The organism is Marinobacter nauticus ATCC 49840 (genome assembly GCF_000284615.1).
Lineage (GTDB): Bacteria > Pseudomonadota > Gammaproteobacteria > Pseudomonadales > Oleiphilaceae > Marinobacter > Marinobacter nauticus.
In genome coordinates this window covers 350942-373401 of sequence record NC_017067.1, presented here as the reverse complement: position 1 = coordinate 373401, position 22460 = coordinate 350942, and the positions used below count along the sequence as shown (strand labels likewise).

Here is a 22460-nt window from a genome sequence, read left to right as displayed (position 1 = left end):
TCGCACGGCATTTCATCTTGATGTATGTCAAATCCTAACACCATTTAAGATATATCGTTATATCGATATGGAATATAGCGATGCACAAGGTCCTTCGCGGTTCATAGCGCACAAGGCGAGAATATTGAGCGGTGGGAGTGGCCTTTACACGGCCGGGATGGCTGTCGGGCCGGGGGCGGTCAGGCAAACGAGAGGCGTTTACCTGACTGCGGCTCAGTGACTGTCCAGATCCTCATAACCGGTAATCATCGGTTTGATATAACTGGTCAGGGTTTTACCCATGGTGGCCATATAAACGTGGGCAATCACAAACACCAGCATGGCGAACGCGGCACCGGTGTGAACCAGCGCGACCGTTTCCAGCTGCAGCGCGCCGGCCAGCGTTGCGGGCCAGTCATTATAGAACAGATACAACAGACCAGAAGCCCAGATAATCGGTGAAATTATCAGTTTGAAGAACAGGTAGGCCAGACGCTGCAGCGGGTTGTGCTTGGCCCTTGAGGTCTTTTTGTAGGGATGGGCGGCGCCGGTAAAAGTACCCACCAGATAATAATGCATAACCGCAAACAGGCCATCCCGGGTGGGAATATACTGGCGCCACTCGCCGGTGGTGAAATGCCAGAAAATGGCAAATACCCACAGCACAATCAACGCCCAGGCTGCCATGGTGTGTACCTGCACGGCGGTACTGAAGCGCATGACGTCGTAGCTGCCATGAATGGCAAAGCCGGTGAACAGCAAGACAAAAATCAGCAGCGCCTGACTCCAGTGCCAGAAGCGCTCAAAACGTTTGAACATCAGTACCCGGTTCATTGGTCTTTCCTCGCTCTGAACACGATCCTTGCCATGGCGTGCACTAGAACACCAAACAGGGTGGCTGCCACCAGCAACCAGCCAATCCGGTCCAGCCAGACACTACCGTTGTGGCCTGGCATATAAATACCACCCAGCCCAGCCAGCCTGCTTTCAGCCTTGTGGCAACTACCGCACTTCACCGCCTGGTCAGCGGGCGCCACCATGTGGGTGATCGGCCAGTGCATGGTGGTTTCGATAAAGCTGAACTCACCACTGTAGGGCATGCCAGACAGATCGCTGGCGGCTTGCAGGGCCTTCTCCCAGCTGAAATTGCTCCACAGAGAAGTGTCATCGGCTCCGAACACATGGGTGGCCAGCAAGGTCCGTCGCTCGGTATCAAACGGCTGCTTTCCACGCATCACCTTGAACGGCCAGATGCGGGATTCGCCGTCATCGGGGCGGCCTTCCACCCGGTTAATGGCCACCGGCGGATTCTCGATATCCAGCGGATCCCCCGCCAGGGTGTATTGCACCGTGCCATCAAACCAGGCGTATTCCGGCACCACATTCTCACCATGGCGGAAATCCCCTTTTTCACTGAGGTAGCTCGGGTGGCCATGGTCGTCCAGTTCTTTTATTGGCTGTCCGTTTTCATCCAGTCGGCCGGCGGTAGACCAGTCCCACCAGGTCTTGGTGGGCACCCCGCCCCGGGCAAAGGCCGGAATGTGGCAAGTCTGACAGGCCAGTTTGTCTACGTGGTCGTTCAGTTTTGGCTTGTCGTGGGGCGCAAGGCCATGGCAGGACTCACAACTGGCCCGGGAAAAATCCGTATGGCCCGGCACATCAATGCCCAGGGTATCCCGGGCATTGGCCTGGTACCGGCTGCCGGATACCGCATGCCCCATGGTGGTGTGGCAGTCAGAACAGCCGAAATTCAGGCCCTCCGGCGACATGTGCACATCCAGTGATTTTGGTGGATTAATCAGAGACGTATCCAGATCACCGTGCTTCACGCCGTCGGCACCGCCTCCATGGAAGTGGCAGCTACCGCAATTGGCCCGGCCACTGGCGCCCACATTCCGGGCAATGCGCTCCAGGTCCGGCGGCTGGACCATTTTGCCGCTGCCCTTGGGCCATTCCCGGGGAATATAGGTGGGGTGGCCCGCCAGCGTCGGGAATTTCCAATACTCGCCTGTGGTGTCGTGGCACACCAGGCAATCCACCGCATTCTCGGCCTGCGGCGGTGGCTCACGCATATCGTTCCAGCCATAACCCACATGGCACGACGTACACCGGGGCTCGTTGGTAATGGTCATCCCGCAAAAGCTATTGATGACCTTGCTTTTGCCCAGGGTCTGCCCGGTTTCGTCATGCTCGTAGAGCCAGGTCCAGTGAGTGGTCTGGCGAATCTGTTCACCGGCCTCGGTATGGCAGGTCAGGCAGGCCGCAGTCACGTCTTCCGCGCGGTCAAAGGGGCCCTGCAATGCCTTGAACTTGCTGTGATCTGCCGTGGTGGTCGATTTCCCGTTTACAGGCGCTATCGAGGCGGACCCATTCGCGGCAAATCCCAGGCTGGCAACGAGCACCAACCATTTGAGCGAAAAGAGTATTCGCAGGGCTCTCTTGTTGTTCATATCGGCACCATCCACTCAGATGAGCATCTGAATTGAGTCTAGTTACACAGAGCGGGATTTCCCGGCGACGTGTAAAAGCATTGAGCAAAATCAATCTATCGCTCTGTGGCGTGCAGAACAGTGACATTGTCACTGAAGCCTCAATAGCCCTGGTTCTACGATTGGCACGTAAACCATCAAAATTCAGGAGTTACCCCATGACGAATGCCATCAAGACCTTTGTACTGGCGCTGTTGTTCGCGGCCCCACTGACCTCAATGGCGGAGAATCAAAAAGCGAAAGACGGCAATAGAGGAAACACCGTGGACGAGGTTCTGGTGATTCTCTCCAGCGACTCCCTGCAAACCCAGGGTATGGCGATGGTGCTGTCCAACACCATGGCCCAGAAGGGTGCCAAGGTGAATGTGCTTCTATGCGACGAAGCCGGTGACCTGGCTCTGAAAGCCTATGAGGCCGAGCCCCTGGCTCCCAAAAACGTCACTCCGGGGCAGATGTTGCGTGGTCTTATGAAAGCCGGTGGTGCGGTGAATGTTTGTGCGCTGTATCTGCCCAACAGCGAGTACAGCAAAGACGATCTGCTTGAAGGTGTTGGCGTTGCAACCCCGCCGGCCATGGCCGGCCAGATGCTGGATCGCAAGATGCGCACCTTCACTTTCTGAGGTCTGACGTAGTTCCGGTGTTTTTCATGCGCCAGCCTCTATCGGGCTGGCGCTTTTGGTTACAAGCAAACAACGAGGTATCCGATGGCGCATAGCGACGTTTCACGGCTACAGAACTTCCCGGTTTCCTGGTTTGCCACAGTCATGGGGCTTGCCGGTTTGACCATTGCCCTGCACCGGGCAGAGGCGATACTCGGGTGGAGCATTCACCCAAGCCCTGCACTTCTGGCATTGACCGTGGCCGTGTTCGCCACGCTCGCGGGCCTCTACCTGTTAAAACTGGCCAGACACCCCGCCAGTGTCAAAGCTGAACTGAGCCATCCGGTCAAACTCAACTTTTTTCCGACCATTTCGATCGGCCTGATACTGATCAGCATTGCCCTTCTGCCTCATTATCCGGGCTTGTCACAGATTGTCTGGACCGCCGGCACTGTGCTGCATTTCGGCTTCACGCTGTATGTACTGTCGATCTGGATCCATCACACCCATTTCGAGATCAACCATATGAACCCGGCCTGGTTCATCCCGATTGTGGGCAACATCCTGGTGCCCATCGCCGGAGTGCATCACGCGTCGGTGGAAATCTCCTGGTTCTTTTTCAGCATCGGGCTGGTGTTCTGGCTGGTGCTGCTGACCATCATTTTTAACCGAATGTTCTTCCATCAACCGCTACCGGGAAAGCTGCTGCCTACGCTGTTTATCCTGATAGCACCACCCGGCGTCGGAATGGTGTCCTGGTTACAGCTGAACGGAGGAGAGGTGGACGCCTTTGCGCGAATTCTCTACTACAGCGCACTGTTCCTTACCCTGATGCTGTTTACCCAGGCGTCCCGCTTCATCAAGGTACCGTTCGCCCTGTCCTGGTGGGCCTATTCATTCCCCATGGCGGCAATCACCATTGCCACGCTGCTAATGCATCAAAGCCTGGGGCTGGTCTTCCTGAAATGGTTGGGGCTGATCTTGCTGGTCGTGCTTTGCCTGCTGATTACCGGGCTGGTGATCAGAACCGCAGTTGCGGTGCGACGGTGGGAAATCTGTGTAGAGGAGTGAAACCGGACAGTGACGCCCGCCCGACAAAGGCAGGCGTCATTGCCATCACGGGCGATAGATTTTCTCGGGGTTGGCCTTGGTCGACCAGGGCAGGCCGGAATTCTGCCAGCCGTTTTGCACACGGAATCCTTTCTTTTCGCCGTCCTTCACAGTACTGCCCTGGAAGCCGTTGTCGATGTACTTCACGTTGGTAAAGCCACGTTCCAGAAGGTAATCAGCACTGGGCTTGCCGCGGGCGGAACCGGAGCGGCACATGGTGATGATCAGGGAATCCCGCGTCAGTCCCTTTTCCTTCAGCGCGGCATCAACCTGGGCAACAAAATCCTCGTTGATATCCATGGCGAAGACACCTTTCTCATCGTTCCAGCGGGTACGATCCACCAGCTGGAACGGAATGTTTCGGTCCACCGCATCGGTAAAGCCGATGAACATGATTTCCACCGGATCCCGGACATCAATGAACAGCAGATTGTCACCTTGCTCCTGAACCGCGTCCCAGGTCTGCTCCGGAGTCACAGACAGTGCCTCTTCCGCTTGGGCTGACATGGCAACCGTCAAAAAGAAAAGCACAGACACAACAATCGGTTTCATAACGCGTACTCCTGCCTACTTTTAAATTTCTTCTGAGTATAACTTTATAACCTAAATGAAAACGGGGGAGCACGGCTTTTCTGCGCGACGAAATGCCGCAGAAAGATCCAGAAATTGCAGACCGGAATCAAACTTGATGAACGTCAAGTTCAGAACCAACTCTCGCGTTTTTGCGATGAACCACGCTGCCACTCTGTTACGTTGGAACCAGATGGATACCAAGTTGTTCTCAAAGGAGAAAGCGACATGATCAAGCATCCACTGGCAAAAGCACTCACCCTGAGCCTGGGCGTGGCAGCAGGCTCCGCCATGGCGGACAACCTGATGGAACGTGCCAACAGCATGTTCGAGCCCATTCCCAAATACCCACCGGTGATTGATGGTAATGAACTCACACAGGCCAAGGTTGAACTGGGCAAGATGTTGTTCTTTGAACCGCGCCTGTCCTCCAGCCACCTGATCAGCTGCAACACCTGCCACAACGTGGGACTGGGTGGCGATGACGAGCTACCCACCTCGATCGGCCATGGCTGGCAGAAAGGCCCCCGGAACTCGCCGACGGTGTTCAACGCCGTGTTTAACGCGGCCCAGTTCTGGGACGGCCGTGCCGCCGACCTGGCCGAGCAGGCCAAAGGACCGGTACAGGCGGGTGTCGAGATGAGCAGTACGCCAGACCGTGTGGTGGCTACCCTGAAGAGTATGCCGGAGTACATCGAGCGCTTTGAGGATGCCTTCCCGGGCCAGGAAAATCCGGTTACCTTCGACAACATGGCTGTGGCCATTGAAGCCTATGAAGCGACACTGATCACCCCGGAAGCACCTTTCGACAAGTACCTGCGCGGCGACACCTCCGCGCTGAACGAGAGTGAGAAAGAAGGTCTGGCCCTGTTCATGGACCGCGGTTGTACCGCCTGCCACAGTGGAGTGAACCTCGGCGGCCAGAACTACTATCCGTTCGGGCTGGTTGCCAAGCCTGGTGCCGAGATCCTGCCAGAGGGCGACAAAGGCCGCTTCTCTGTCACCGAAACCGCGTCTGACGAGTATGTGTTCCGCGCCTCTCCGCTGCGTAACATCGAGCTGACCGCGCCCTATTTCCACTCCGGCGCCGTCTGGAGCCTGGAAGAAGCCGTTGCGGTGATGGGTACGGCCCAGCTGGGCACCGAGTTGAACGACGACGAAGTGAAATCCATCGTCGCCTTCCTCAAGACCCTGACCGGCAATGTTCCGGAAGTAACCTATCCGGTACTGCCACCAAGCACGGCCAATACGCCCAAGCCGGTGGACATGATCCCGTAAAGCACGGGCTCTGCATTCACCCTCCAAGGCGCGCCTCCCCGGCGCGCCTTTTTTGTCTGGCGAAAGTCATACCATCAGGACAACTACCCACCTTTGTCCGCTTGTGCGGTTGCTGATGAGCAAGCTATCGTCTGTTTTCTTTCTTAAAGACAGGCTAGAGGCTATGAATCCGACCATTGAACTTCTGAAATCCCACCGCTCTATCCGCAAGTTCAAGGACCAGCAAATCCCACGGGAGTTGTTCGAAGAGCTGATTCGTGCCGGCCAGAGTGCCGCCACCTCCAATCACGTTCAGGCCTATTCCATCATCCATGTGGTCAACCCGGAGAACCGCCGTAAGATCGCCGAACTGGCCGGCGGCCAACCCTACGTGGCAGACAGTTCCGACTTCCTGGTCTTCTGTGCCGATATGAAACGCGCGACCGAAGCCGCAGAGCGGGCCGGTGCCGAGGTGATACGAGGTATGACCGAGCAACTGCTGGTTGCCACCATCGACACAGCCCTGATGGCACAGAATGTCGCCATTGCTGCGGAATCCGAGGGGCTGGGACTGTGTTACATCGGAGGTATTCGTAACAACCCGCAGGACGTGAGCGAGATTCTGAAACTGCCGGAACATGTCTACCCGGTATTTGGCATGTGTCTCGGCTACCCCGATCAGAACCCCGAAGTTAAGCCCCGGCTGCCACTTTCCGCGATTCTGAAAGAAGACGCCTACACCGATGTCGATGACACCGCACTGGTGACCCGTTTCGACCAGACCATGAATCAGTATTACCAGGCCAGAAGCAGCAGCAACAAGGACACCACCTGGTCCGAACAGCTGAAGCCGCTGTTTACCTCAAAACTGCGCCCGCACATAAAAGCTTTCCTCAACGGTCGCGGCTTCGGCACCAAATAGATCGATTTTTTCGATGTATTTGCCTCAGCAAATACGATTCTTGCGGCAACCGCCTTAGACTAAAGTATGCCCCCTTTGTTCGTTTGCTACTGAAAGGGGCATACCCATGGCGGGCTTCGATACCGATATTCTTCTGATTGGCGGCGGCGTTATGAGCGTCACGCTGGCCTCTCTGATTCAGCAACTGGACAGCTCCCGGTCGGTCACCCTGGTCGAACAGGGTCAGCAGCTGGCCGGCGAAAGCTCGGACGCCTGGAACAACGCCGGCACCGGTCACGCCGGTTATTGCGAACTCAACTACACCCCCGCCAACCCCGATGGCAGCGTTTCCGTAGAGCGGGCGCTCGCCATCAACGAGCGCTTCGAGCTCTCACTTCAGTACTGGAGCAGCCTGGTTGAGAAGGGGCTCTTGCCCGCACCGGCCAACTTCATTCGCCGGGTGCCACATCTGAGCTGGGTTCAGGGCGCCAAGGCCTGTGAGTTTCTGAAAACCCGCCACAGAGCCCTCGAGGGCCAACCGCTGTTTCAGGAGATGGAGTTCAGCGATCAGCCAGACACCCTCGCTCACTGGCTCCCGCTTATCCACGGTACCCGGCAAGCCTTTGAGCCGGTCGCAGCTACCCGCGTCGCCCACGGCAGTGACGTCAATTTTGGCGCACTGACGCGCCTGCTGGGGCGCTCCCTGGCCCAGCACAACGCCTGTGATATTCAGCTCCAGTGCCAGGTAACCGATATCAAGCGCGAAGCCGGCGGCTGGCGCGTGAGCCTGCATCACCTGGGCAGCGGCGAGAAACGCAGCATTACCAGCCGTTTTCTGTTCATTGGCGCGGGCGGAGCGGCCCTGTCATTGCTGCAGAAGACCGGTATTCCGGAAATTCGCGGCTACGGGGGGTTCCCGGTATCCGGCCTGTGGCTGGCCTGCGATAACGAAGACATGGCCCTGTCACACAACGCCAAGGTCTATAGCCAGGCACCGGTTGGCGCCCCACCCATGTCGGTGCCCCACCTGGACACCCGATTTATCAATGGCAAGGCGGCGCTGCTCTTCGGCCCCTTCGCTGGCTTTACCACCCGCTTCCTCAAAAGCGGCGATCGATCGGACCTGATCCGCTCAGTTCGCAGCCACAACCTGCGGCCGCTGATCGACGTTGGCGTGCACAACTGGCCGCTGACCCGATACCTGATCAAAGAAGCTCTCAGCCCCAAATCGGCCCGCCTCGGCGAACTGGCGCGCTTTATGGAGGACCCGGATCCGGCTCAGTGGCAATTGGTGCGGGCCGGGCAGCGTGTTCAGGTTATCAAGCCAACGGCCTCGGGCCGGGGCAGTCTGGAATTCGGCACCGAGGTTTTGAGCACTGAGGACCGATCCCTGGCAGCCCTGCTGGGCGCTTCACCGGGCGCCTCCACCTGCGTCTCCGCAATGCTGGAGGTTATAGAACGTTGTTTCCCGGAACTGATTCAGGGCCAACCGCTGCAAACCCTGCAATCGCTGATTCCGAGCTACGGTCAATCGCTTCAGGCCAACCGCCAACTGCTGGCCGATGTCCGCCGCTACACCCTTAACACCCTGGGACTGAACACCGGGGCAGAACAAACTCAAACTGAACGGAGCCTGTACGCATGATGATAGGGATTCCCAGAGAACGACAAGACGGTGAAAACCGTGTGGCCATTATCCCATCCGGAGTTTCCACCCTGCTGGAGGCCGGCTACGAGGTGGTGGTCGAGAGTGGCGCTGGCAGTGCCGCCCATTTCACCGATGACGACTATCGCCACGCCGGGGCCATCATCGCCGACGATGCCGACGCCCTGTATCGTCAGGCCACGGTCATCCTCAAGGTTCGGGCGCCCTCATCAGAGGAAGCGCGACTGATTCAGCAAGACGCCACCCTGATCTGCCTGCTCGATCCCTGGTTCAACCAGCCGCTGCTGGAACAGCTGGCCGGGCAAAACGTGCAGGCATTTGCCCTGGACCTGGTGCCCAGAACCACCCGGGCCCAGTCCATGGACGTGTTGAGTGCCATGGCGGGCATCAGCGGGTACCGCGCCGTCCTCAGCGGCGCCATGGCCCTGCCCCGTTACTTCCCCATGCTGATGACCGCCGCCGGCACCATTCATCCGGCCCGGGTACTGGTTATTGGCGCCGGTGTTGCAGGTCTGATGGCCATTGCCACCGCCCGCCGTCTGGGCGCAGTGGTCGAGGCCTACGACCTTCGCCCTGAGGTGAAAGAGCAGGTGGAGAGCCTGGGCGCCGATTTCATTGAAATCGAAGTGCCTGAATCCGATACCACCGGAGACAGCGGTTATGCCAAAGCGCAGAGCGAAGCGTTCTACACCGCCCAAAGACAGCAACTGGCAGACTGCGTCGCCCGCGCCGACCTGGTAATCACCACGGCGGCGGTGCCCGGAAAACCGGCTCCCAAACTGATTGACCAGGAAATGATTCACCGAATGAAGAGCGGCTCGGTGATCGTGGATCTGGCGGCCGACAAAGGCGGTAACGTGGAGGGCACCGTTCTGAACCAGAAAGTGGATGTGGACGGCGTTACCCTGGTCGGCCATGCCAACCACCCCTCCCGCGTACCGGTGCATGCCTCCCAGCTGCTCACCCGCAACATTACCGCCTTTTTGCTCAACATGACCGAAGACGGTCGTGTGGTGCCCAAGCTGGAGGACGAGATTGTTGCGGCCACACTGGTGGTCCAGCACGGCAGCGTCCGCCACAACGCCGAGACTCGAGACACTCCGCAAACTTCAACCCAAAAGGACACCGACTGATGGAACTGTTTGCACTCAGCTTTACCATTTTCATTCTGGCGCTGTTCGTCGGGGTAGAACTGATCAACAAGGTTCCGCCCACGCTTCATACCCCATTGATGAGCGGCACCAATGCCATCTCCGGCATCGTGATTGTCGGAGCCATCATCAGCGCGGGCAGCACAGAGCTGTCGCCTAATGTCGCCGGCGTTCTGGGCTTTATCGCTGTCACCCTGGCCAGCATCAATATCGTGGCCGGTTTTCTGGTGACGGATCGCATGCTGAATATGTTCAAGCGGAAGGGATAACCATGTTTGCATTGATCAATCTGTCTTACCTTGCAGCTGCCGTCTGCTTCATTCTCGGCATCAAAGGCATGACCCGCCCAAAAACAGCGGTACGTGGCAACCAGCTGGCCGCCATCGGGATGCTGATTGCGGTCGTCGCCGCCCTGTTACACCAGGAAATCATCAGCTACGCGGCCATCATCGCCGGCATGCTGCTGGGCGGCGCGATCGGCGTCTGGCTCGCAAAACGGACCGCAACCACGGAAATGCCGGAACTGGTGGCGAGCCTGAACGGTATCGGCGGGGGCGCCTCCGTTGCGGTGGCCGCCAGTACCTGGATGCACGCGGTTAACGCCACCGGTGCTGGAAGTGGTGGCTGGACCGCCGCTATTCTGGCCTCCATCGTCATCGGCTCGGTCACCCTGACCGGGTCGGTGGTAGCCGTTCTGAAACTCAAGGGGAATATTGGCGACAGCCGGAACAATCGCCTGTGGCACAGTGTCACGCTGGTTACTCTGATTGCCGCCGTGGCCGGAGCGGTGCTGTTTGCCACCAGCGGCAGCACCAGCCCGCTGGCCCTCGCGGCCCTCGTAGGGCTCTGCCTGCTACTTGGCATTTGCCTGGTCCAGCCTATCGGTGGTGCCGACATGCCGGTCGTCGTCGCCCTGCTTAACGCCTATTCCGGCCTGGCGGGCGCGGCCACCGGGTTCGTGCTGGGCAACCAGGGGTTGATCATTACCGGTTCCCTGGTGGGTGCCTCCGGCCTGATTCTGACCGCCATCATGTGCAAGGCCATGAACCGGTCCCTGCCCAACGTTCTGTTCGGCGGTGTACTGGGCGGATCAGACAGCACGGCGAGCCAGCAGGATGAAGGGGAGTTCTACGATGGCAAGGTGAAATACGCCACCCCTGACGACCTGGCTCTGCTGCTCGATGGTGCCCGTAAAGTGGTCATGGTGCCCGGATACGGCCTGGCGGTGGCTCAGGCACAGCATGCGGTGAAAGAACTCGCCAACCAGCTTGAGGGCCGTGGTGCCAAGGTCAGTTACGCGATTCACCCGGTGGCAGGCCGGATGCCAGGGCACATGAACGTGCTGCTGGCCGAAGCTGAAATCCCTTATGACCAGTTGAAAGACATGGACGCCATCAACCCGGAACTGCCGCAGGCGGATGTGGCCATCGTGCTCGGCGCCAATGACGTGGTGAACCCGGCCGCCGCCGAAGACCCGAACTCGCCCATCTTCGGCATGCCCATACTGGACGTGCACAAGGCGAAAACGGTGGTGGTGGTCAAGCGCAGCCTGTCCGCTGGCTTCGCCGGCATTCCCAACGGTCTGTTCATTCGCGACAACAGCCTGATGGTGAAGGGCGACGCCAAGGAAGTCCTGCAAGCCACCACCAGCGCGATCAAGGAACTCTGATCAGCCGTCCTCAAGGATGAGGACCACCAGCTCCTTGGGGCCATGGGCCCCATAGGCAAGCACCTGCTCGATGTCCGCCGTCTTGGACGGACCAGAGACCAGCAACAGGTTCGTGGGCAGACCCGCGGACCAGTTGTGCTTCTGCATCATCCCATACAGGTTGTCTTCCACCTCACTGGCCTTGAGCAACGCGATATGCAACGGCGGCAGAAGACTCATCAGCCGAGGCTCGTGACGATCCGGCCACAGTACCAGTGAACCGGTGGCAGCAATCCCGCCCACCGTGCCCGTCACGCTGGCATCCACCTGCCAGAACAGCTCCTCCTTCCATTCCTCAATGGGACGGTCATAGACCAACAGCTCCGGTCTGGGCTCCGCACGCTGCCAGTGCTCCGCCAGCTGCTTGCCGTGCCCGGTACCCGGGGCATAAAGCACATTCTTCAGGCCGCGGCTCTCCAGCAATTCCTGAACCTTTGAGGGCCACTCCTCGGCCGTCAGCTGGTGGATTTCGGTGTGCACCGCTTCCATCAGAGAACGCAGGCGAGTAATCCGGTCCTCCGGCGCATACTGCCAGGGGCGGGTTACCAGAGCCTCATCGAAATCGTCCGGCCGGGGCGTGGTGCCGGCCAGACCGGCACGGAGCTTGTTGAGAATATTGCTGCGGGCACTCATCACCGGTCTCCCTGATTCAAATGGGCTTTGGCCAGATCATGCAAAGACCGCCGGGCCGGTACCGGCGCCGAGTGGTTCTCGGTCCAGGGGCCGACGTTTTTCGGTGCCAGTTTGCCAAAACGGGTCGCGCCCCAAAGGAACAGTCGGTAAATCACCGGCGACGTATTCAGGCTGGCCCAGAAGCGCCAGATTGCTCGCTCCTTGCGGGAATACTTGGCGCCGCCATCTTTCACTTTCGGCTGCTCCGCGGGGCTTTTCACATTTTCCTGACGCAAGCGCTGCAGCATTTCCGGGATCGGAATCTTCACCGGACACACTTCGCCACAGGCGCCACACAATGAGGACGCGCTGGGATGATCCGGTACCTTGTGCATGCCAACCATATGCGGCGTAATAATCTTGCCGATCGGCCCCGGATAAACCTCACCGTAGGTGTGGCCACCCACACGGGTATAGACCGGGCAGTGGTTCATGCACGCACCGCAGCGGATACAGTTCAAAGTCTGGCGCAGCTGGGCATCGGCGAAAGCACCACTGCGGCCATTGTCCAGCAGCACCAGATGCACTTCTTCCGGACCATCCAGTTCATCCGCCTTGCGCGGGCCGGAAATCATGTTCACGTAAGTAGTGATCGGCTGACCCAACGCGGAACGGGTCAGCAGCGACAACAGGGGCACCACGTCCCGCAGGTTCTCCACCACTTTTTCGATGCCGGTGACGGCAATGTGCACTGGCGGCGCCGTGGTGCTCATGCGGCCATTGCCTTCGTTCTCCACCAGCAGCAAGGTGCCGGTTTCGGCAATGGCGAAGTTTACGCCGGAGACCCCAACATCCGCTTCAAGGAATTTCTGGCGCAGGGTGCGGCGACCAATCTGGATCAGTTCGTTCACATCCTCGGTCTCATCCACGCCCAATTTGTCGTGGAACAGTCTGGAGACCTGAAAGCGGTTCTTGTGAATCGCCGGCATGATGATGTGGGAGGGCTTTTCGCCATCCAGCTGGACGATGTACTCACCCATGTCCGACTCCAGGCACTCGATGTGGCGTTCAGCCAGGTAGTCGTTCATTTCCATTTCTTCGCTGACCATGGATTTACCCTTCACCACCTGAGAGCCCTGCTTCGCCTCAATGATGGAGTGGACAATCCGGTTGGCCTCCTCGGTAGTCTCGGCCCAGTGAACCTTGACACCGTTATCGGTCAGCTTCGATTCCAGCTGCTCAAGCAAATCGGGCAACCGGGACAGCGCCCGGGCCTTGATATGGTTGCCGAGTTCCCGCAGTCCTTCACGCTCTTCCTCGTCCGGAAAAGCATCGGCCCGCTTTTTCATCAGCGAGTCCATGGCGACGCGGAAGTTGGTGCGCAGCTGGTCGTCGGCCAGGGCGCCCACCGCTCGGCCACGGAAGCTGTCGGTGAGTTCTTTAACCGGTATTCGCTGGCTCATGATTTCACCTCTCCACTCACCCGCTCCCACAGAAAGCTGGCCAGATGCCGGCCCCGGAACGTCTGTTTCTGTTTTTCCAGGGAGCCGTTGATGTTGAGCAGGCAGCCGCCATCAGCGGTTACCATTTCCGCTGCACCGGATTCCCGCAACGAACGGGTTTTATCGAGCACCATGGCCCCGGACACTTCCGGCATGCGCACAGAGAAGGTGCCACCAAAGCCGCAGCATTCGCTTTCATGATCGTGTTCCAGCCGCTCGACATTCGCCAGCTTGCCCAGCAACTCCCGCGCATGCAGGTGGGTGTTCATTTCCCTGCGGGCGGAACAGGAGGTGTGCAAGGCAATCTGTGTGGGCTGGCCGAGATCCTGCCAGTCCACCTTGCATACATGCAGCAGAAACTCGGTCAGCTCGAACGTTCGTTCAGCCAGATCTTCCACACGTTTAAGGGTATCTGGTTCTTCTGCAAAGACTTCCCGGTAATGCTGTCGGAACATACCGGCACAGGATCCGGACGGCACCACCACCGGCAAGCCGTTGTCGAGTAGATTGAGCTGTGCCCGCGCCACCTCCCGGGCCTCGTTCACGTAGCCGGAGGTCCAGGCAGGCTGACCGCAGCAGGATTGTTCGTGTGGAAAATGCACGCGAATGCCTTCCCGTTCCAGCAGGCGGATAGCATCCAGCCCGGCCTCGGGAAAGAACAAATCCACCACGCAGGTGCCGAACAAAGTGACCTCGGCCGGCTTGGCCGGATACGTTCGTGGCCGGGGGCGCTCTGGAGCCACGCGGGTAGCATTGGGGGCGGCGTCGTAAAACAGCTCACTCATCAGTCATTGCCTCCGGGCGGTCCGGCCAGCAGCCGGCCACCCGTTGTGGTTATCCCAGTGTTTTCAGTTCAGTAACGGGTCCGTCAGCCCCAGGCCGTAGGCGGCCAGCAGCGCAATCGAACCGGTCATCACCAGGTAGTATAGGGTCGGCCACACCGTCTTGCGCAGTGTCTGACCTTCACGGCCCAGCAACCCGACCGTAGCAGATGCTGCCACCACGTTATGGATGGCCACCATATTGCCTGCCGCAGCACCCACGGCCTGCACCGCCACCATCAGTGCGGTGGACAAACCAAGGCTCTCGGCAACGCCAAACTGGAACTGGCTGAACATCATGTTGGAGACCGTGTTGGAACCGGCCAGGAACGCACCGAGCGCACCCACCGTGGGGGCCAGCAACGGGTAAATGCCGCCAACCGCATCGGCAGCCCAGGTGGCCATGGCCAGCGGCATGCTCGGCAGGTCCGACAGGTTAACGCCGGAGTTGATCAGTATCCGCACCATAGGCACGGTGAACAGCAGCACGAAACCGGCACTCAGCAGCACGCCACCGGATTCTTTCACCGCCGAATTCAGCGCTTTCAGGTTCATCCGGTGGATGAAGAAAGTTGCCAGCACTACCATCACCAGAATACCGCCCGGCAGGTAAAGTGGCTGGATCCCGGCATTAATACCTGCTTCTCCCAGGATGTTGGAGAACGACACGCCAACGCTGGTGAAAGCTTGCTTGATCGGTTCAACGGTGCGGCTGAGCACCAGTACCACGCCGACCAGCACGTAAGGTACCCACGCCCGGAAACCGCTCATCGGTTTGGCGGCGATGTCTTCCAGTTTCATCTCAATGCTGCCCAGCCACTCACTGGGCCAGTCTTTGCTGTCGGCAAAATCCCAGGTCCGCTTCGGAATCAGGAAGCCTTTTTTGGCGGCAGTAGTCACAATCGCCAGACCAATCAGGCCACCCAGCAGAGACGGGAACTCGGGCCCCAGAATCACCCCGGTCAGGGCGTAGGGCACGACAAACGCGATGCCGGCAAACAACGCAAATGGCAGGACCTCCAGCCCCTCTTTCCAGCTTTTGTTCTTGCCGAAGAAGCGGGTCATCATCGTCACCATCAGTACCGGCATAACGACACCGACAATGGCGTGGGTGATGGCCACTTCCGAGGTGATCAGCTGCAGGTAGGTATCCCAGTTGGAGCCCAGGGCTTCCAGTCGCTCGGTAATGCTGGCCCGATCCAGACCCGTTGTCACTCCCACCACAATCGGTGTACCTACAGCACCAAAGGATACCGGCGTGCTCTGTACCATCATGCCCAGCATGACGGCAGCCATGGCCGGAAAACCGACCGCAACCAGCAGGGGCGCGGCGATGGCGGCCGGTGTACCAAAGCCAGAGGCACCTTCGATAAAGCTGCCGAACAGCCAGACAATGATGATGGCCTGAATGCGGCGATCCGGGGTGATGTTGGTAAAGCCGGCCCGAATCGTGGTGATGGCTCCGGAGTGCTTCAGCGTGTTCAGCAGCAATATCGCGCCAAAGATAATCCACAGCAGGCCGATGGTGATTACCAGCCCTTGCAGGGTTGAGGCGAGGATACGGTTCAGGGTCATATCCCAGGCGCTATAGCCAATCAGCGCGGTAACCAGAAATACCACGGGCATGGCACGGCGGGCGGGCCAACGCATGCCAATCAGCAGCACTCCGGCAAGAAGAATGGGCGTAAACGCCAACAGGGCGAGCAATCCGGACGACATCATGTTCTCCAGGGTCTTGTTGTTGGATTCTATTCTTGGATAATTGGTATTACCAATTTACAAACCTGTGCCGAGTACGTTATTTGAGCTGGCCTTATGGTGTCAAAACCGCCCACTCCTACATTGGTCGTATTGCGTTGAAGTTTTGTTGTAAAAACAAGCATGGACAGGGGTAAGATTTATTGGTAAGACCAATTTTTAGACATACAAGCGAGACACCATGCCCATCAATCAGATTGCTCCCAGGCGGCTGGCCGACACCATTGTCGAGCAACTGGAGACCATGATTCTGGAAGGAACCCTGGAACCGGGGCAGCGCCTGCCGCCGGAACGGGTGCTGGCGGAGCAATTCGGCGTATCCCGCCCGTCCCTCAGAGAGGCGGTGCAACGCCTGGCGGCCAAAGGCCTGCTGAAAAGCCGCCAGGGCGGGGGCAATTATGTGGCGGAGAATCTGGGAAGCAGCTTCAGCGACCCACTCATCCCGCTACTGGAAAAGCACCCGGAAGCACACCGGGATTTGCTCGAGTTCCGTCGCACACTGGAGGGCGACTGTGCCTTCTACGCGGCCCTGCGCGCCACGGAAGTGGATCTGGCACGGCTGGGCAAAGCCTGGGAAGAGCTCCACGCCTGCTACCAGAATTCCACTGCCCACAATCTGGAAGAAGAAGGGGCTGCCGATGCCCGCTTCCACATGGCTATTGCTGAAGCCAGTCACAACGTGGTGCTACTGCACACCATGCGCAACCTGTTCAGCATGCTCAAGAACAACATTGTCACCAACATCGGTGGCATGTACTCCCGCGAGGTTCAGACCCGCCAGGGCCTGATGGACCAGCACCAGAAGCTGTATAACGCCATCGTTGAAGGCCGGGAAGAAGACGCCAGGGCCATCGCCGGGGAACACATACAGTTTGTGCAGCAAACCATATCAGAACGCAGCGAAACCGCGCGACGGCGTGAACGGGCGTTGAGAAGGGAAGGGAGCGGCGAACACCGGGCTCCATAAAAAAGCCGGGGCAAGCCCCGGCATAAGCAATCACACGATGCATCAACACAATGCATGTCGTCCTGATGAGCCTTCACACTAACCGGAAGAGATGACGCTTGTGTGACAGGGCACGCTAATCCGGCAACTTCTCCCAGATTGTGAGCTCCGAAAAACTGTGCTGGAACTTGTTGCGGGTCTCCCGGATCACGAAGGGCAGGCTCCGGGGCTCTGCCAGCAAGCGGAAACGGGGGGATAACGCCGCCTTGAGCCCATCCAGGGTGGTGAATGGCTCACCGTCTTTCAGGAAACCACCGAGCCAGTCCTGCCTGGGCGTGTACTCCTCCAGCCAGGTATAGGGTGAAGCAATCACCAGCAGCCCCAGCGCATTGATACGCTCATGGATCTGTTCCAGAAACAGGCATGGGTTGTAGAGACGGTCAATCAGGTTGCCGGCCAGCACCAGATCGTAGTCCCGGTAATCAGCGCCGAGATTGCAGGCATCGCCCTGATGGAACGCCACGCGGCGGGCAGCCTCAGTCAGACCCAGGGCTGCCAGTGACCGCTCCTGGTAGCTGACCAGCTCGCCCTCTTCGGGCCGCGCATACCGCGCAACCCCCTCCCGCACCACCTCACGGCATTTGCCGATAAAGGTTTCGGAATAATCGACCCCATCGACATGGTCAAACTGGCGGGCCAGCTCCAGCGAGGTACGTCCTACCGCACAACCGATATCCAACGCCCGGCAGGTGGCGCGGCCATCCAGCGCTCCAAGCGCGGCATCGGCCAGTTCTTTCGCGAAGTTGGCTTCACCATGCCAGCTTTCACCGAAGTGAAACTCCAGATACTGGGCCAGGGTGGTGTTGCTTTCGTAGTAGCCGGACGGCTCATTCATGATTGTCTCCTGGCGCCGACAGGCCTTTCCCTTGCTCCGTCGACCTTGGGTAAAACGGTTGTACCAACGGCGCAAGCCCTTTGGCATCATCTATGAACAGTTGCAGGTGCGGGAAAGGTATTTCAATGTCCGCTTCGTCCAGGGCCTCTTTAATCTTCTCAAGCACATCAGCCATAATTCTGGGCTGAACCTCCAGATTGTCCGGTGTAATCCAGATCTTGACCTCCAGATCGACTGAAGAGTTGCCCAGGGTCTTGACCACCACTCGCGGCTCCATACCCGGCCCCTGCAAGACTTCAGAGTGCGCCAGCAGAACCGGCATTATCACGTCCCGCGCTGCCCTGGCAGACTCCTTGTAGGCAATGCCAACTGGAATGTTCAGGCGCGTCGCCCCTTCGGCGCTGTAATTGATGATCTCCGAGGACGCCACGTTATCGTTCGGGATCATGGTAAAGATATTGTCCCGGGTACGCAGCCAGGTGGTCCGCAGGGCGATCTTCACCACCTTACCATCCTGGCCGTTGATGGTGACCCAATCGCCAATCCGGAAGGGGCGCTCAATCAGCAACGTAATACCCGCAATAAAGTTCGACAGCGTGGACTGGGCCGCAAACCCGACGGCAATCCCCACGATCCCCAGACCCGCGACGATGGAGACCACATCGAAACCGAACTGGGACAGCACCGTAACGGCCGCGAAGGTAACGGTGAGCACCGAGAACAGATTCTCGACCAATTGGCGGATAGAGGGTTCCAGACGGTAGCGATTCATCGTCTCCCGCAGCAGACGACCAATCGCCAGCCAGCCCACAAAAAAGCCCAACGCCATCAGGCCCGCCCTGGCCATGCCCTTCAACAGCTCCGGCGAGGCCTCGAATTGCGCCATAATCACCAGCAATCCGCCCAGCCCGAACAGATAACGGATGCCAGTGCGCAACTGACCAAACCAGGGCTTCGAGCTGCGTCGGCTGCCGACGACAAGGCGTATCAGGCTGATCAGAATGGCATAGACCAGCAACAGAATGCCGAGGTAGATCACCGAAATCAGCAGTTGACTGAGAACATGCCCGGCCAGGGCCACCCAATCGGTCTGTCCGCCCGCGAGAGCGTCCAGGGTAGCCGAGAGATTCTGTGCTATCTGGCTTCGTACGGATTCAAACAGGGCTTCTGCCATAGGGCATCCTTTTCCAAACACTGCATACTACACCCGGAGCGGTGAACAACCTTTGCCTTCAGAATAGACTGCTATCCGCAAACCGGCCGGGGATTACAGAACCGATTCCAGGGCCTGAATCAACCGGGCATCTTCGGGACGCACCTGGCTCGGGAAACGGGCTGCCACCTTACCCTCACGATCGATCACATACTTGGTGAAGTTCCAGCTTGGCGGCTGGCTCTGGCGATTGATTTCCTGAAACACCGGATTGGCCTGCTCGCCGGTCACTGCGCTCGGCGCGATCATGGTAAAACTCACACCAAAGTTCACAAAACAGACCTTCGCGGCTTCTTCTTCGGAATCCGCCTCTTGCCGGAAGTCATCACTGGCAAATCCCACGACCGTCAGCCCCCGATCCTTGTACCGCTGGTGCAGGGCCTCCAGGCCTTCAAACTGACCGGTATAACCACAACGGCTGGCTGTGTTCACCACCAGCATCGGCTTGCCAGCAGCCACTTCGCACAGATTCACCGAATCCCGGGAGTGCAGCTTGCGCTGCTCGTGGTCCAGGAAATCCGGGCAATCCCGGGCAACGGCAGGCACCGTCAACCCTAACAGTAAAAGCACACTCACACACTTCAAGACTGTCCAACGCATCATCGGCCCTCCTGTCGACACATCCCCTGTATACGCACTGGATTACCAAACTGCTCAGGCGCGTTGTCCACATTGACACAAACCGGCAAAGCATCCTTCACAAAACTCTCATGTCATCGTCACACAGCACGGTCAGATTGTGGTGTCAAAACACACAACATAACCGAAACAAGGACAGTACCATGACGATGAAACCAACGCTGCTGGCAGCCGCCATCGGCGGCCTTCTGGCATCGACAACACAGGCATCGCTGGTCATCAGCGAGTATGTCGAAGGCTCCAGCAACAACAAAGCCATTGAACTGCTCAACACCGGCAACGCGGTGGTGGATCTTGCCCCCTGGGAGCTGCAGGTTTTCTTCAACGGCAGCGCCACCCCCGGGCAAACCTTCAACCTGAAGGGTTCGATTGCTCCGGGCAGCAACTTCGTTTTCGCGCATAGCGCTGCTGACCCGGCCATTCTCGCTGTGGCGGATCAAACCACCGGAGCCGGGCTGTTCAACGGTGATGACGCTGTCCTGCTCCTGAACGGCGGCACGGTTGCCGACAGTATCGGCCAGGTCGGCACAGACCCCGGCAGCTACTGGGGCTCCGGGGATACCCGCACTCAGGATCGCACTCTGCGCCGCCGTGCAGGCACCCTGGCCGATACCGATGCCTACGATGATTACGACCCGGCCACAGTCTTTGACGGCTTTCCCCAGAACAGCTTCGACGATCTCGGCGTCGCCGGCAACGATGACGATAACCCGGACCTGCCACCGACTGCGCCGGATCTGACCTGTGGTGCTCCCGCCACCCGCATTTCGGACATTCAGGGCGAAGGCGATATCAGCCCGGTTGCCGGCCAGCACGTGGTGATCGAAGCCGTAGTTACGGCCGCCTTCAACACCAACGATGGCCTTGGCGGCGTCTTTGTGGAGGAAGAAGACTCAGACCGCGACGACAACCCTGCCACCTCCGAAGGCCTGTTTGTCTATGCGCCAACTCTGAACGCCGAGCCCGGCCAGCGCCTGCGGCTTGCCGGTGAAGTGACCGAATACGACGGCCTGACCGAATTGACCAACCTGAGCGGTACCGAAAACTGTGGTAAAGCGGAGCTTCCACCGGCGGCGCAGATCTCCCTGCCCTGGGCCGATGCCACTGCTCCGGAAGCCTTTGAAGCCATGCGGGTACAATTCAGCGCGCCTCTTGTGGTGAACGACAACTACGACCTGGGCCGTTACGGCAGCCTGACCCTCGGGAGCGGTCGCCACTTTATCCCCACCAGTATCGCTGAGCCCGGAGCGGATGCCGCACTGGTGGCTGATCTGAATGCGCTGGACCGGATTATCCTGGACGACGCCAGTAACCGCCAGAACCCGGCCATCGTGCCCTACCCGACACCGCAACTGAGCGCCAGCCAGACCGTGCGCGCTGGCGACACCGTTCAGGATCTTGCCGGCGTTCTCGACTACCGTTTTTCGGAATGGCGTCTCCAGCCGACCGCGAGCCCGTCCTTCAGCCAGGCAAATGCACGTGTAACCGAGCCCGGCCTTGAGGATCGCGGTAACCTGGTGGTGGCTTCTTTCAACGTGCTGAACTTCTTCAACGGTGACGGCATGGGTGGCGGATTCCCGACGGCGCGGGGCGCAGACAACCCGGAAGAACTGGCCCGCCAGACCGAGAAGCTGGTCAGTGCCCTGGTCGCCCTTGATGCCGACATCATCGGCCTGATGGAAATCGAGAATGACGGCTACGGCCAGACCAGTGCCATTGCCGATCTGGCCGGGGCCCTGGGTTCCGAATGGCAGTGGGTCGACCCCGGCCTGGCACAACTGGGTAATGATGACATTGCCGTTGGCCTGCTGTACCGCGCCGACCGTGTCGAGATCGTTGGCACCGCCGCCACTCTGAGCGCGGCTCCTTTTGATCAGTTGAACCGCCAGCCCCTGGCACAGACCTTCCGGCTGAAGGATTCAGACGATGGCGTCACCATTGCCGTCAACCACTTCAAGTCCAAAGGCTGCGGCAGTGCCGAAGGCAGCAACGCTGACCAGAACGATGGTCAGGGCTGCTGGAATCCAGTACGGACCCAGGCCGCCCAGGCGCTGGCATCCTGGCTGGCAGACGATGCCACCGGAACCGGCGAACCGGATGTGTTAATCATCGGCGACCTCAACGCCTACGCGCAAGAAGACCCCATTCGCGCTCTGGCCAGTGCCGGCTATACCGATCTGCTGGCGACCTACGTTGGCGAGCAGGCGTATTCCTACGTGTTCTATGGCCAGGCCGGCTATCTGGACCACGCTTTGGCCAATACCTCCCTGGCCGGCAAAATTGCCGACACCACCGTCTGGCCGATCAATGCCGACGAGCCCCGCGCCCTGGACTACAACACCGAGTTCAAGACCCCGGAGCAGCAGGCCAGCTTCTACGCACCGGACGCTTACCGGGCCTCTGACCATGACCCTGTGATCGTTGCCCTGAATCTCGATACCAGAACCCCCGCAGACCGCGCCGACCTGAACGGCGATGGCCGCGTTAACGGCCGGGACCTGTCCCGCCTGGTGCTGGCGATGCTGTTCGGGAAAGCCACAGCTCCGGCTTACGACATTGACGGTGACGGGCGCATTAACCATTACGACCTGATCGCCCTGATTCGCGTGCTGACCAGCCGCTAACCCCCACAACGGAGATAGAG

20 protein-coding genes are annotated in these 22460 nt (G+C 59.1%); 10 read left to right on the top strand and 10 right to left on the bottom strand.

The window, feature by feature from the left end; translation table 11 throughout:
- Positions 1-213 precede the first annotated feature (213 nt).
- A complete protein-coding gene (locus MARHY_RS01640) occupies positions 214-813 on the bottom strand; it encodes a cytochrome b/b6 domain-containing protein (protein ID WP_014420298.1) in 600 nt (199 codons plus the stop codon).
- Positions 810-2429 (bottom strand): tetrathionate reductase family octaheme c-type cytochrome, encoded by a 1620-nt coding sequence (locus tag MARHY_RS01635; protein ID WP_041654486.1) that lies wholly within the window; start codon positions 2427-2429, stop codon positions 810-812. The genes MARHY_RS01640 and MARHY_RS01635 overlap by 4 nt, the downstream gene beginning before the upstream one ends.
- 197 nt (positions 2430-2626) lie before the next feature.
- Here MARHY_RS01635 and MARHY_RS01630 point away from each other — a divergent pair, with 197 nt between their 5' ends.
- Both MARHY_RS01630 and MARHY_RS01625 read left to right on the top strand, forming a co-directional pair.
- Entirely contained in the window at positions 2627-3088 is a 462-nt protein-coding gene (locus MARHY_RS01630; RefSeq protein WP_014420296.1) for a DsrE family protein, read from the top strand.
- 84 nt (positions 3089-3172) lie between these two features.
- On the top strand, positions 3173-4138 hold the full coding sequence (locus MARHY_RS01625) for an SLAC1 anion channel family protein (RefSeq protein WP_014420295.1): 966 nt from the start codon (positions 3173-3175) through the stop codon (positions 4136-4138).
- A 45-nt stretch (positions 4139-4183) separates the two neighbouring features.
- On the opposite strand, the gene MARHY_RS01620 is transcribed toward MARHY_RS01625, so the two are convergent.
- On the bottom strand, positions 4184-4729 hold the full coding sequence (locus MARHY_RS01620) for a rhodanese-like domain-containing protein (RefSeq protein WP_041654485.1): 546 nt from the start codon (positions 4727-4729) through the stop codon (positions 4184-4186).
- Between the two features lie 246 nt (positions 4730-4975).
- Between MARHY_RS01620 and MARHY_RS01610 the strand changes: the two genes are divergently transcribed.
- From MARHY_RS01610 to MARHY_RS01585, 6 genes are all read left to right on the top strand, one after another.
- Positions 4976-6025 carry a cytochrome-c peroxidase gene (locus tag MARHY_RS01610; protein ID WP_014420293.1) on the top strand — a complete coding sequence of 350 codons (1050 nt, stop codon included), beginning with the start codon at positions 4976-4978 and terminating at the stop codon, positions 6023-6025.
- A 163-nt stretch (positions 6026-6188) separates the two neighbouring features.
- Positions 6189-6926, top strand: a complete 738-nt coding sequence (gene nfsA / locus MARHY_RS01605) for an oxygen-insensitive NADPH nitroreductase (RefSeq protein WP_041654483.1) — start codon at positions 6189-6191, stop codon at positions 6924-6926.
- 106 nt (positions 6927-7032) lie between these two features.
- The gene (gene mqo, locus MARHY_RS01600) at positions 7033-8550 is read left to right on the top strand and encodes a malate dehydrogenase (quinone) (protein ID WP_014420291.1); all 1518 of its coding nucleotides are present in this window, start codon (positions 7033-7035) and stop codon (positions 8548-8550) included.
- A complete protein-coding gene (locus MARHY_RS01595; protein WP_014420290.1) occupies positions 8547-9704 on the top strand; it encodes a Re/Si-specific NAD(P)(+) transhydrogenase subunit alpha in 1158 nt (385 codons plus the stop codon). The genes mqo and MARHY_RS01595 overlap by 4 nt, the downstream gene beginning before the upstream one ends.
- Positions 9704-9991, top strand: a complete 288-nt coding sequence (locus MARHY_RS01590; RefSeq protein ID WP_011783921.1) for an NAD(P) transhydrogenase subunit alpha part 2 — start codon at positions 9704-9706, stop codon at positions 9989-9991. Before MARHY_RS01595 ends, MARHY_RS01590 begins: the two co-directional genes overlap by 1 nt.
- Positions 9992-9993: 2 nt before the next feature.
- Positions 9994-11391 carry an NAD(P)(+) transhydrogenase (Re/Si-specific) subunit beta gene (locus MARHY_RS01585; RefSeq protein ID WP_014420289.1) on the top strand — a complete coding sequence of 466 codons (1398 nt, stop codon included), beginning with the start codon at positions 9994-9996 and terminating at the stop codon, positions 11389-11391.
- Here MARHY_RS01585 and MARHY_RS01580 read toward each other — a convergent pair whose 3' ends face one another.
- The 4 genes from MARHY_RS01580 to MARHY_RS01565 all read right to left on the bottom strand — a co-directional run bounded on the left by MARHY_RS01580 (position 11392) and on the right by MARHY_RS01565 (position 16084).
- The gene (locus MARHY_RS01580) at positions 11392-12063 is read right to left on the bottom strand and encodes a LutC/YkgG family protein (RefSeq protein WP_041654482.1); all 672 of its coding nucleotides are present in this window, start codon (positions 12061-12063) and stop codon (positions 11392-11394) included.
- Positions 12063-13505 (bottom strand): LutB/LldF family L-lactate oxidation iron-sulfur protein, encoded by a 1443-nt coding sequence (locus MARHY_RS01575; RefSeq protein WP_041654481.1) that lies wholly within the window; start codon positions 13503-13505, stop codon positions 12063-12065. Before MARHY_RS01575 ends, MARHY_RS01580 begins: the two co-directional genes overlap by 1 nt.
- A complete protein-coding gene (locus MARHY_RS01570) occupies positions 13502-14329 on the bottom strand; it encodes a (Fe-S)-binding protein (protein WP_041654480.1) in 828 nt (275 codons plus the stop codon). Before MARHY_RS01570 ends, MARHY_RS01575 begins: the two co-directional genes overlap by 4 nt.
- 63 nt (positions 14330-14392) lie before the next feature.
- Entirely contained in the window at positions 14393-16084 is a 1692-nt protein-coding gene (locus tag MARHY_RS01565; protein ID WP_041654479.1) for an L-lactate permease, read from the bottom strand.
- Positions 16085-16304: 220 nt separating this feature from the next.
- Between MARHY_RS01565 and MARHY_RS01560 the strand changes: the two genes are divergently transcribed.
- A complete protein-coding gene (locus MARHY_RS01560) occupies positions 16305-17090 on the top strand; it encodes an FCD domain-containing protein (protein ID WP_014420284.1) in 786 nt (261 codons plus the stop codon).
- A gap of 115 nt (positions 17091-17205) precedes the next feature.
- Here MARHY_RS01560 and MARHY_RS01555 read toward each other — a convergent pair whose 3' ends face one another.
- The 3 genes from MARHY_RS01555 to MARHY_RS01545 all read right to left on the bottom strand — a co-directional run bounded on the left by MARHY_RS01555 (position 17206) and on the right by MARHY_RS01545 (position 19780).
- Positions 17206-17964, bottom strand: coding sequence for a putative 4-mercaptohistidine N1-methyltransferase (locus MARHY_RS01555; RefSeq protein ID WP_014420283.1), 759 nt, complete (start codon positions 17962-17964; stop codon positions 17206-17208).
- Entirely contained in the window at positions 17957-19138 is a 1182-nt protein-coding gene (locus MARHY_RS01550; RefSeq protein WP_041654478.1) for a mechanosensitive ion channel family protein, read from the bottom strand. The genes MARHY_RS01555 and MARHY_RS01550 overlap by 8 nt, the downstream gene beginning before the upstream one ends.
- A gap of 93 nt (positions 19139-19231) precedes the next feature.
- Positions 19232-19780 (bottom strand): glutathione peroxidase, encoded by a 549-nt coding sequence (locus tag MARHY_RS01545; RefSeq protein WP_041654477.1) that lies wholly within the window; start codon positions 19778-19780, stop codon positions 19232-19234.
- Between the two features lie 185 nt (positions 19781-19965).
- Here MARHY_RS01545 and MARHY_RS01540 point away from each other — a divergent pair, with 185 nt between their 5' ends.
- A complete protein-coding gene (locus MARHY_RS01540; protein WP_228703061.1) occupies positions 19966-22440 on the top strand; it encodes an ExeM/NucH family extracellular endonuclease in 2475 nt (824 codons plus the stop codon).
- Positions 22441-22460 lie beyond the last annotated feature (20 nt).

Coding starts and splice junctions, on each gene's coding strand:
- MARHY_RS01640 (WP_014420298.1), bottom strand. CDS start 813: ATGAACCGGGTACTGATGTTCAAACGTTTTGAGCGCTTCTGGCACTGG.
- MARHY_RS01635 (WP_041654486.1), bottom strand. CDS start 2,429: ATGAACAACAAGAGAGCCCTGCGAATACTCTTTTCGCTCAAATGGTTG.
- MARHY_RS01630 (WP_014420296.1), top strand. CDS start 2,627: ATGACGAATGCCATCAAGACCTTTGTACTGGCGCTGTTGTTCGCGGCC.
- MARHY_RS01625 (WP_014420295.1), top strand. CDS start 3,173: ATGGCGCATAGCGACGTTTCACGGCTACAGAACTTCCCGGTTTCCTGG.
- MARHY_RS01620 (WP_041654485.1), bottom strand. CDS start 4,729: ATGAAACCGATTGTTGTGTCTGTGCTTTTCTTTTTGACGGTTGCCATG.
- MARHY_RS01610 (WP_014420293.1), top strand. CDS start 4,976: ATGATCAAGCATCCACTGGCAAAAGCACTCACCCTGAGCCTGGGCGTG.
- nfsA (WP_041654483.1), top strand. CDS start 6,189: ATGAATCCGACCATTGAACTTCTGAAATCCCACCGCTCTATCCGCAAG.
- mqo (WP_014420291.1), top strand. CDS start 7,033: ATGGCGGGCTTCGATACCGATATTCTTCTGATTGGCGGCGGCGTTATG.
- MARHY_RS01595 (WP_014420290.1), top strand. CDS start 8,547: ATGATGATAGGGATTCCCAGAGAACGACAAGACGGTGAAAACCGTGTG.
- MARHY_RS01590 (WP_011783921.1), top strand. CDS start 9,704: ATGGAACTGTTTGCACTCAGCTTTACCATTTTCATTCTGGCGCTGTTC.
- MARHY_RS01585 (WP_014420289.1), top strand. CDS start 9,994: ATGTTTGCATTGATCAATCTGTCTTACCTTGCAGCTGCCGTCTGCTTC.
- MARHY_RS01580 (WP_041654482.1), bottom strand. CDS start 12,063: ATGAGTGCCCGCAGCAATATTCTCAACAAGCTCCGTGCCGGTCTGGCC.
- MARHY_RS01575 (WP_041654481.1), bottom strand. CDS start 13,505: ATGAGCCAGCGAATACCGGTTAAAGAACTCACCGACAGCTTCCGTGGC.
- MARHY_RS01570 (WP_041654480.1), bottom strand. CDS start 14,329: ATGAGTGAGCTGTTTTACGACGCCGCCCCCAATGCTACCCGCGTGGCT.
- MARHY_RS01565 (WP_041654479.1), bottom strand. CDS start 16,084: ATGTCGTCCGGATTGCTCGCCCTGTTGGCGTTTACGCCCATTCTTCTT.
- MARHY_RS01560 (WP_014420284.1), top strand. CDS start 16,305: ATGCCCATCAATCAGATTGCTCCCAGGCGGCTGGCCGACACCATTGTC.
- MARHY_RS01555 (WP_014420283.1), bottom strand. CDS start 17,964: ATGAATGAGCCGTCCGGCTACTACGAAAGCAACACCACCCTGGCCCAG.
- MARHY_RS01550 (WP_041654478.1), bottom strand. CDS start 19,138: ATGGCAGAAGCCCTGTTTGAATCCGTACGAAGCCAGATAGCACAGAAT.
- MARHY_RS01545 (WP_041654477.1), bottom strand. CDS start 19,780: ATGATGCGTTGGACAGTCTTGAAGTGTGTGAGTGTGCTTTTACTGTTA.
- MARHY_RS01540 (WP_228703061.1), top strand. CDS start 19,966: ATGAAACCAACGCTGCTGGCAGCCGCCATCGGCGGCCTTCTGGCATCG.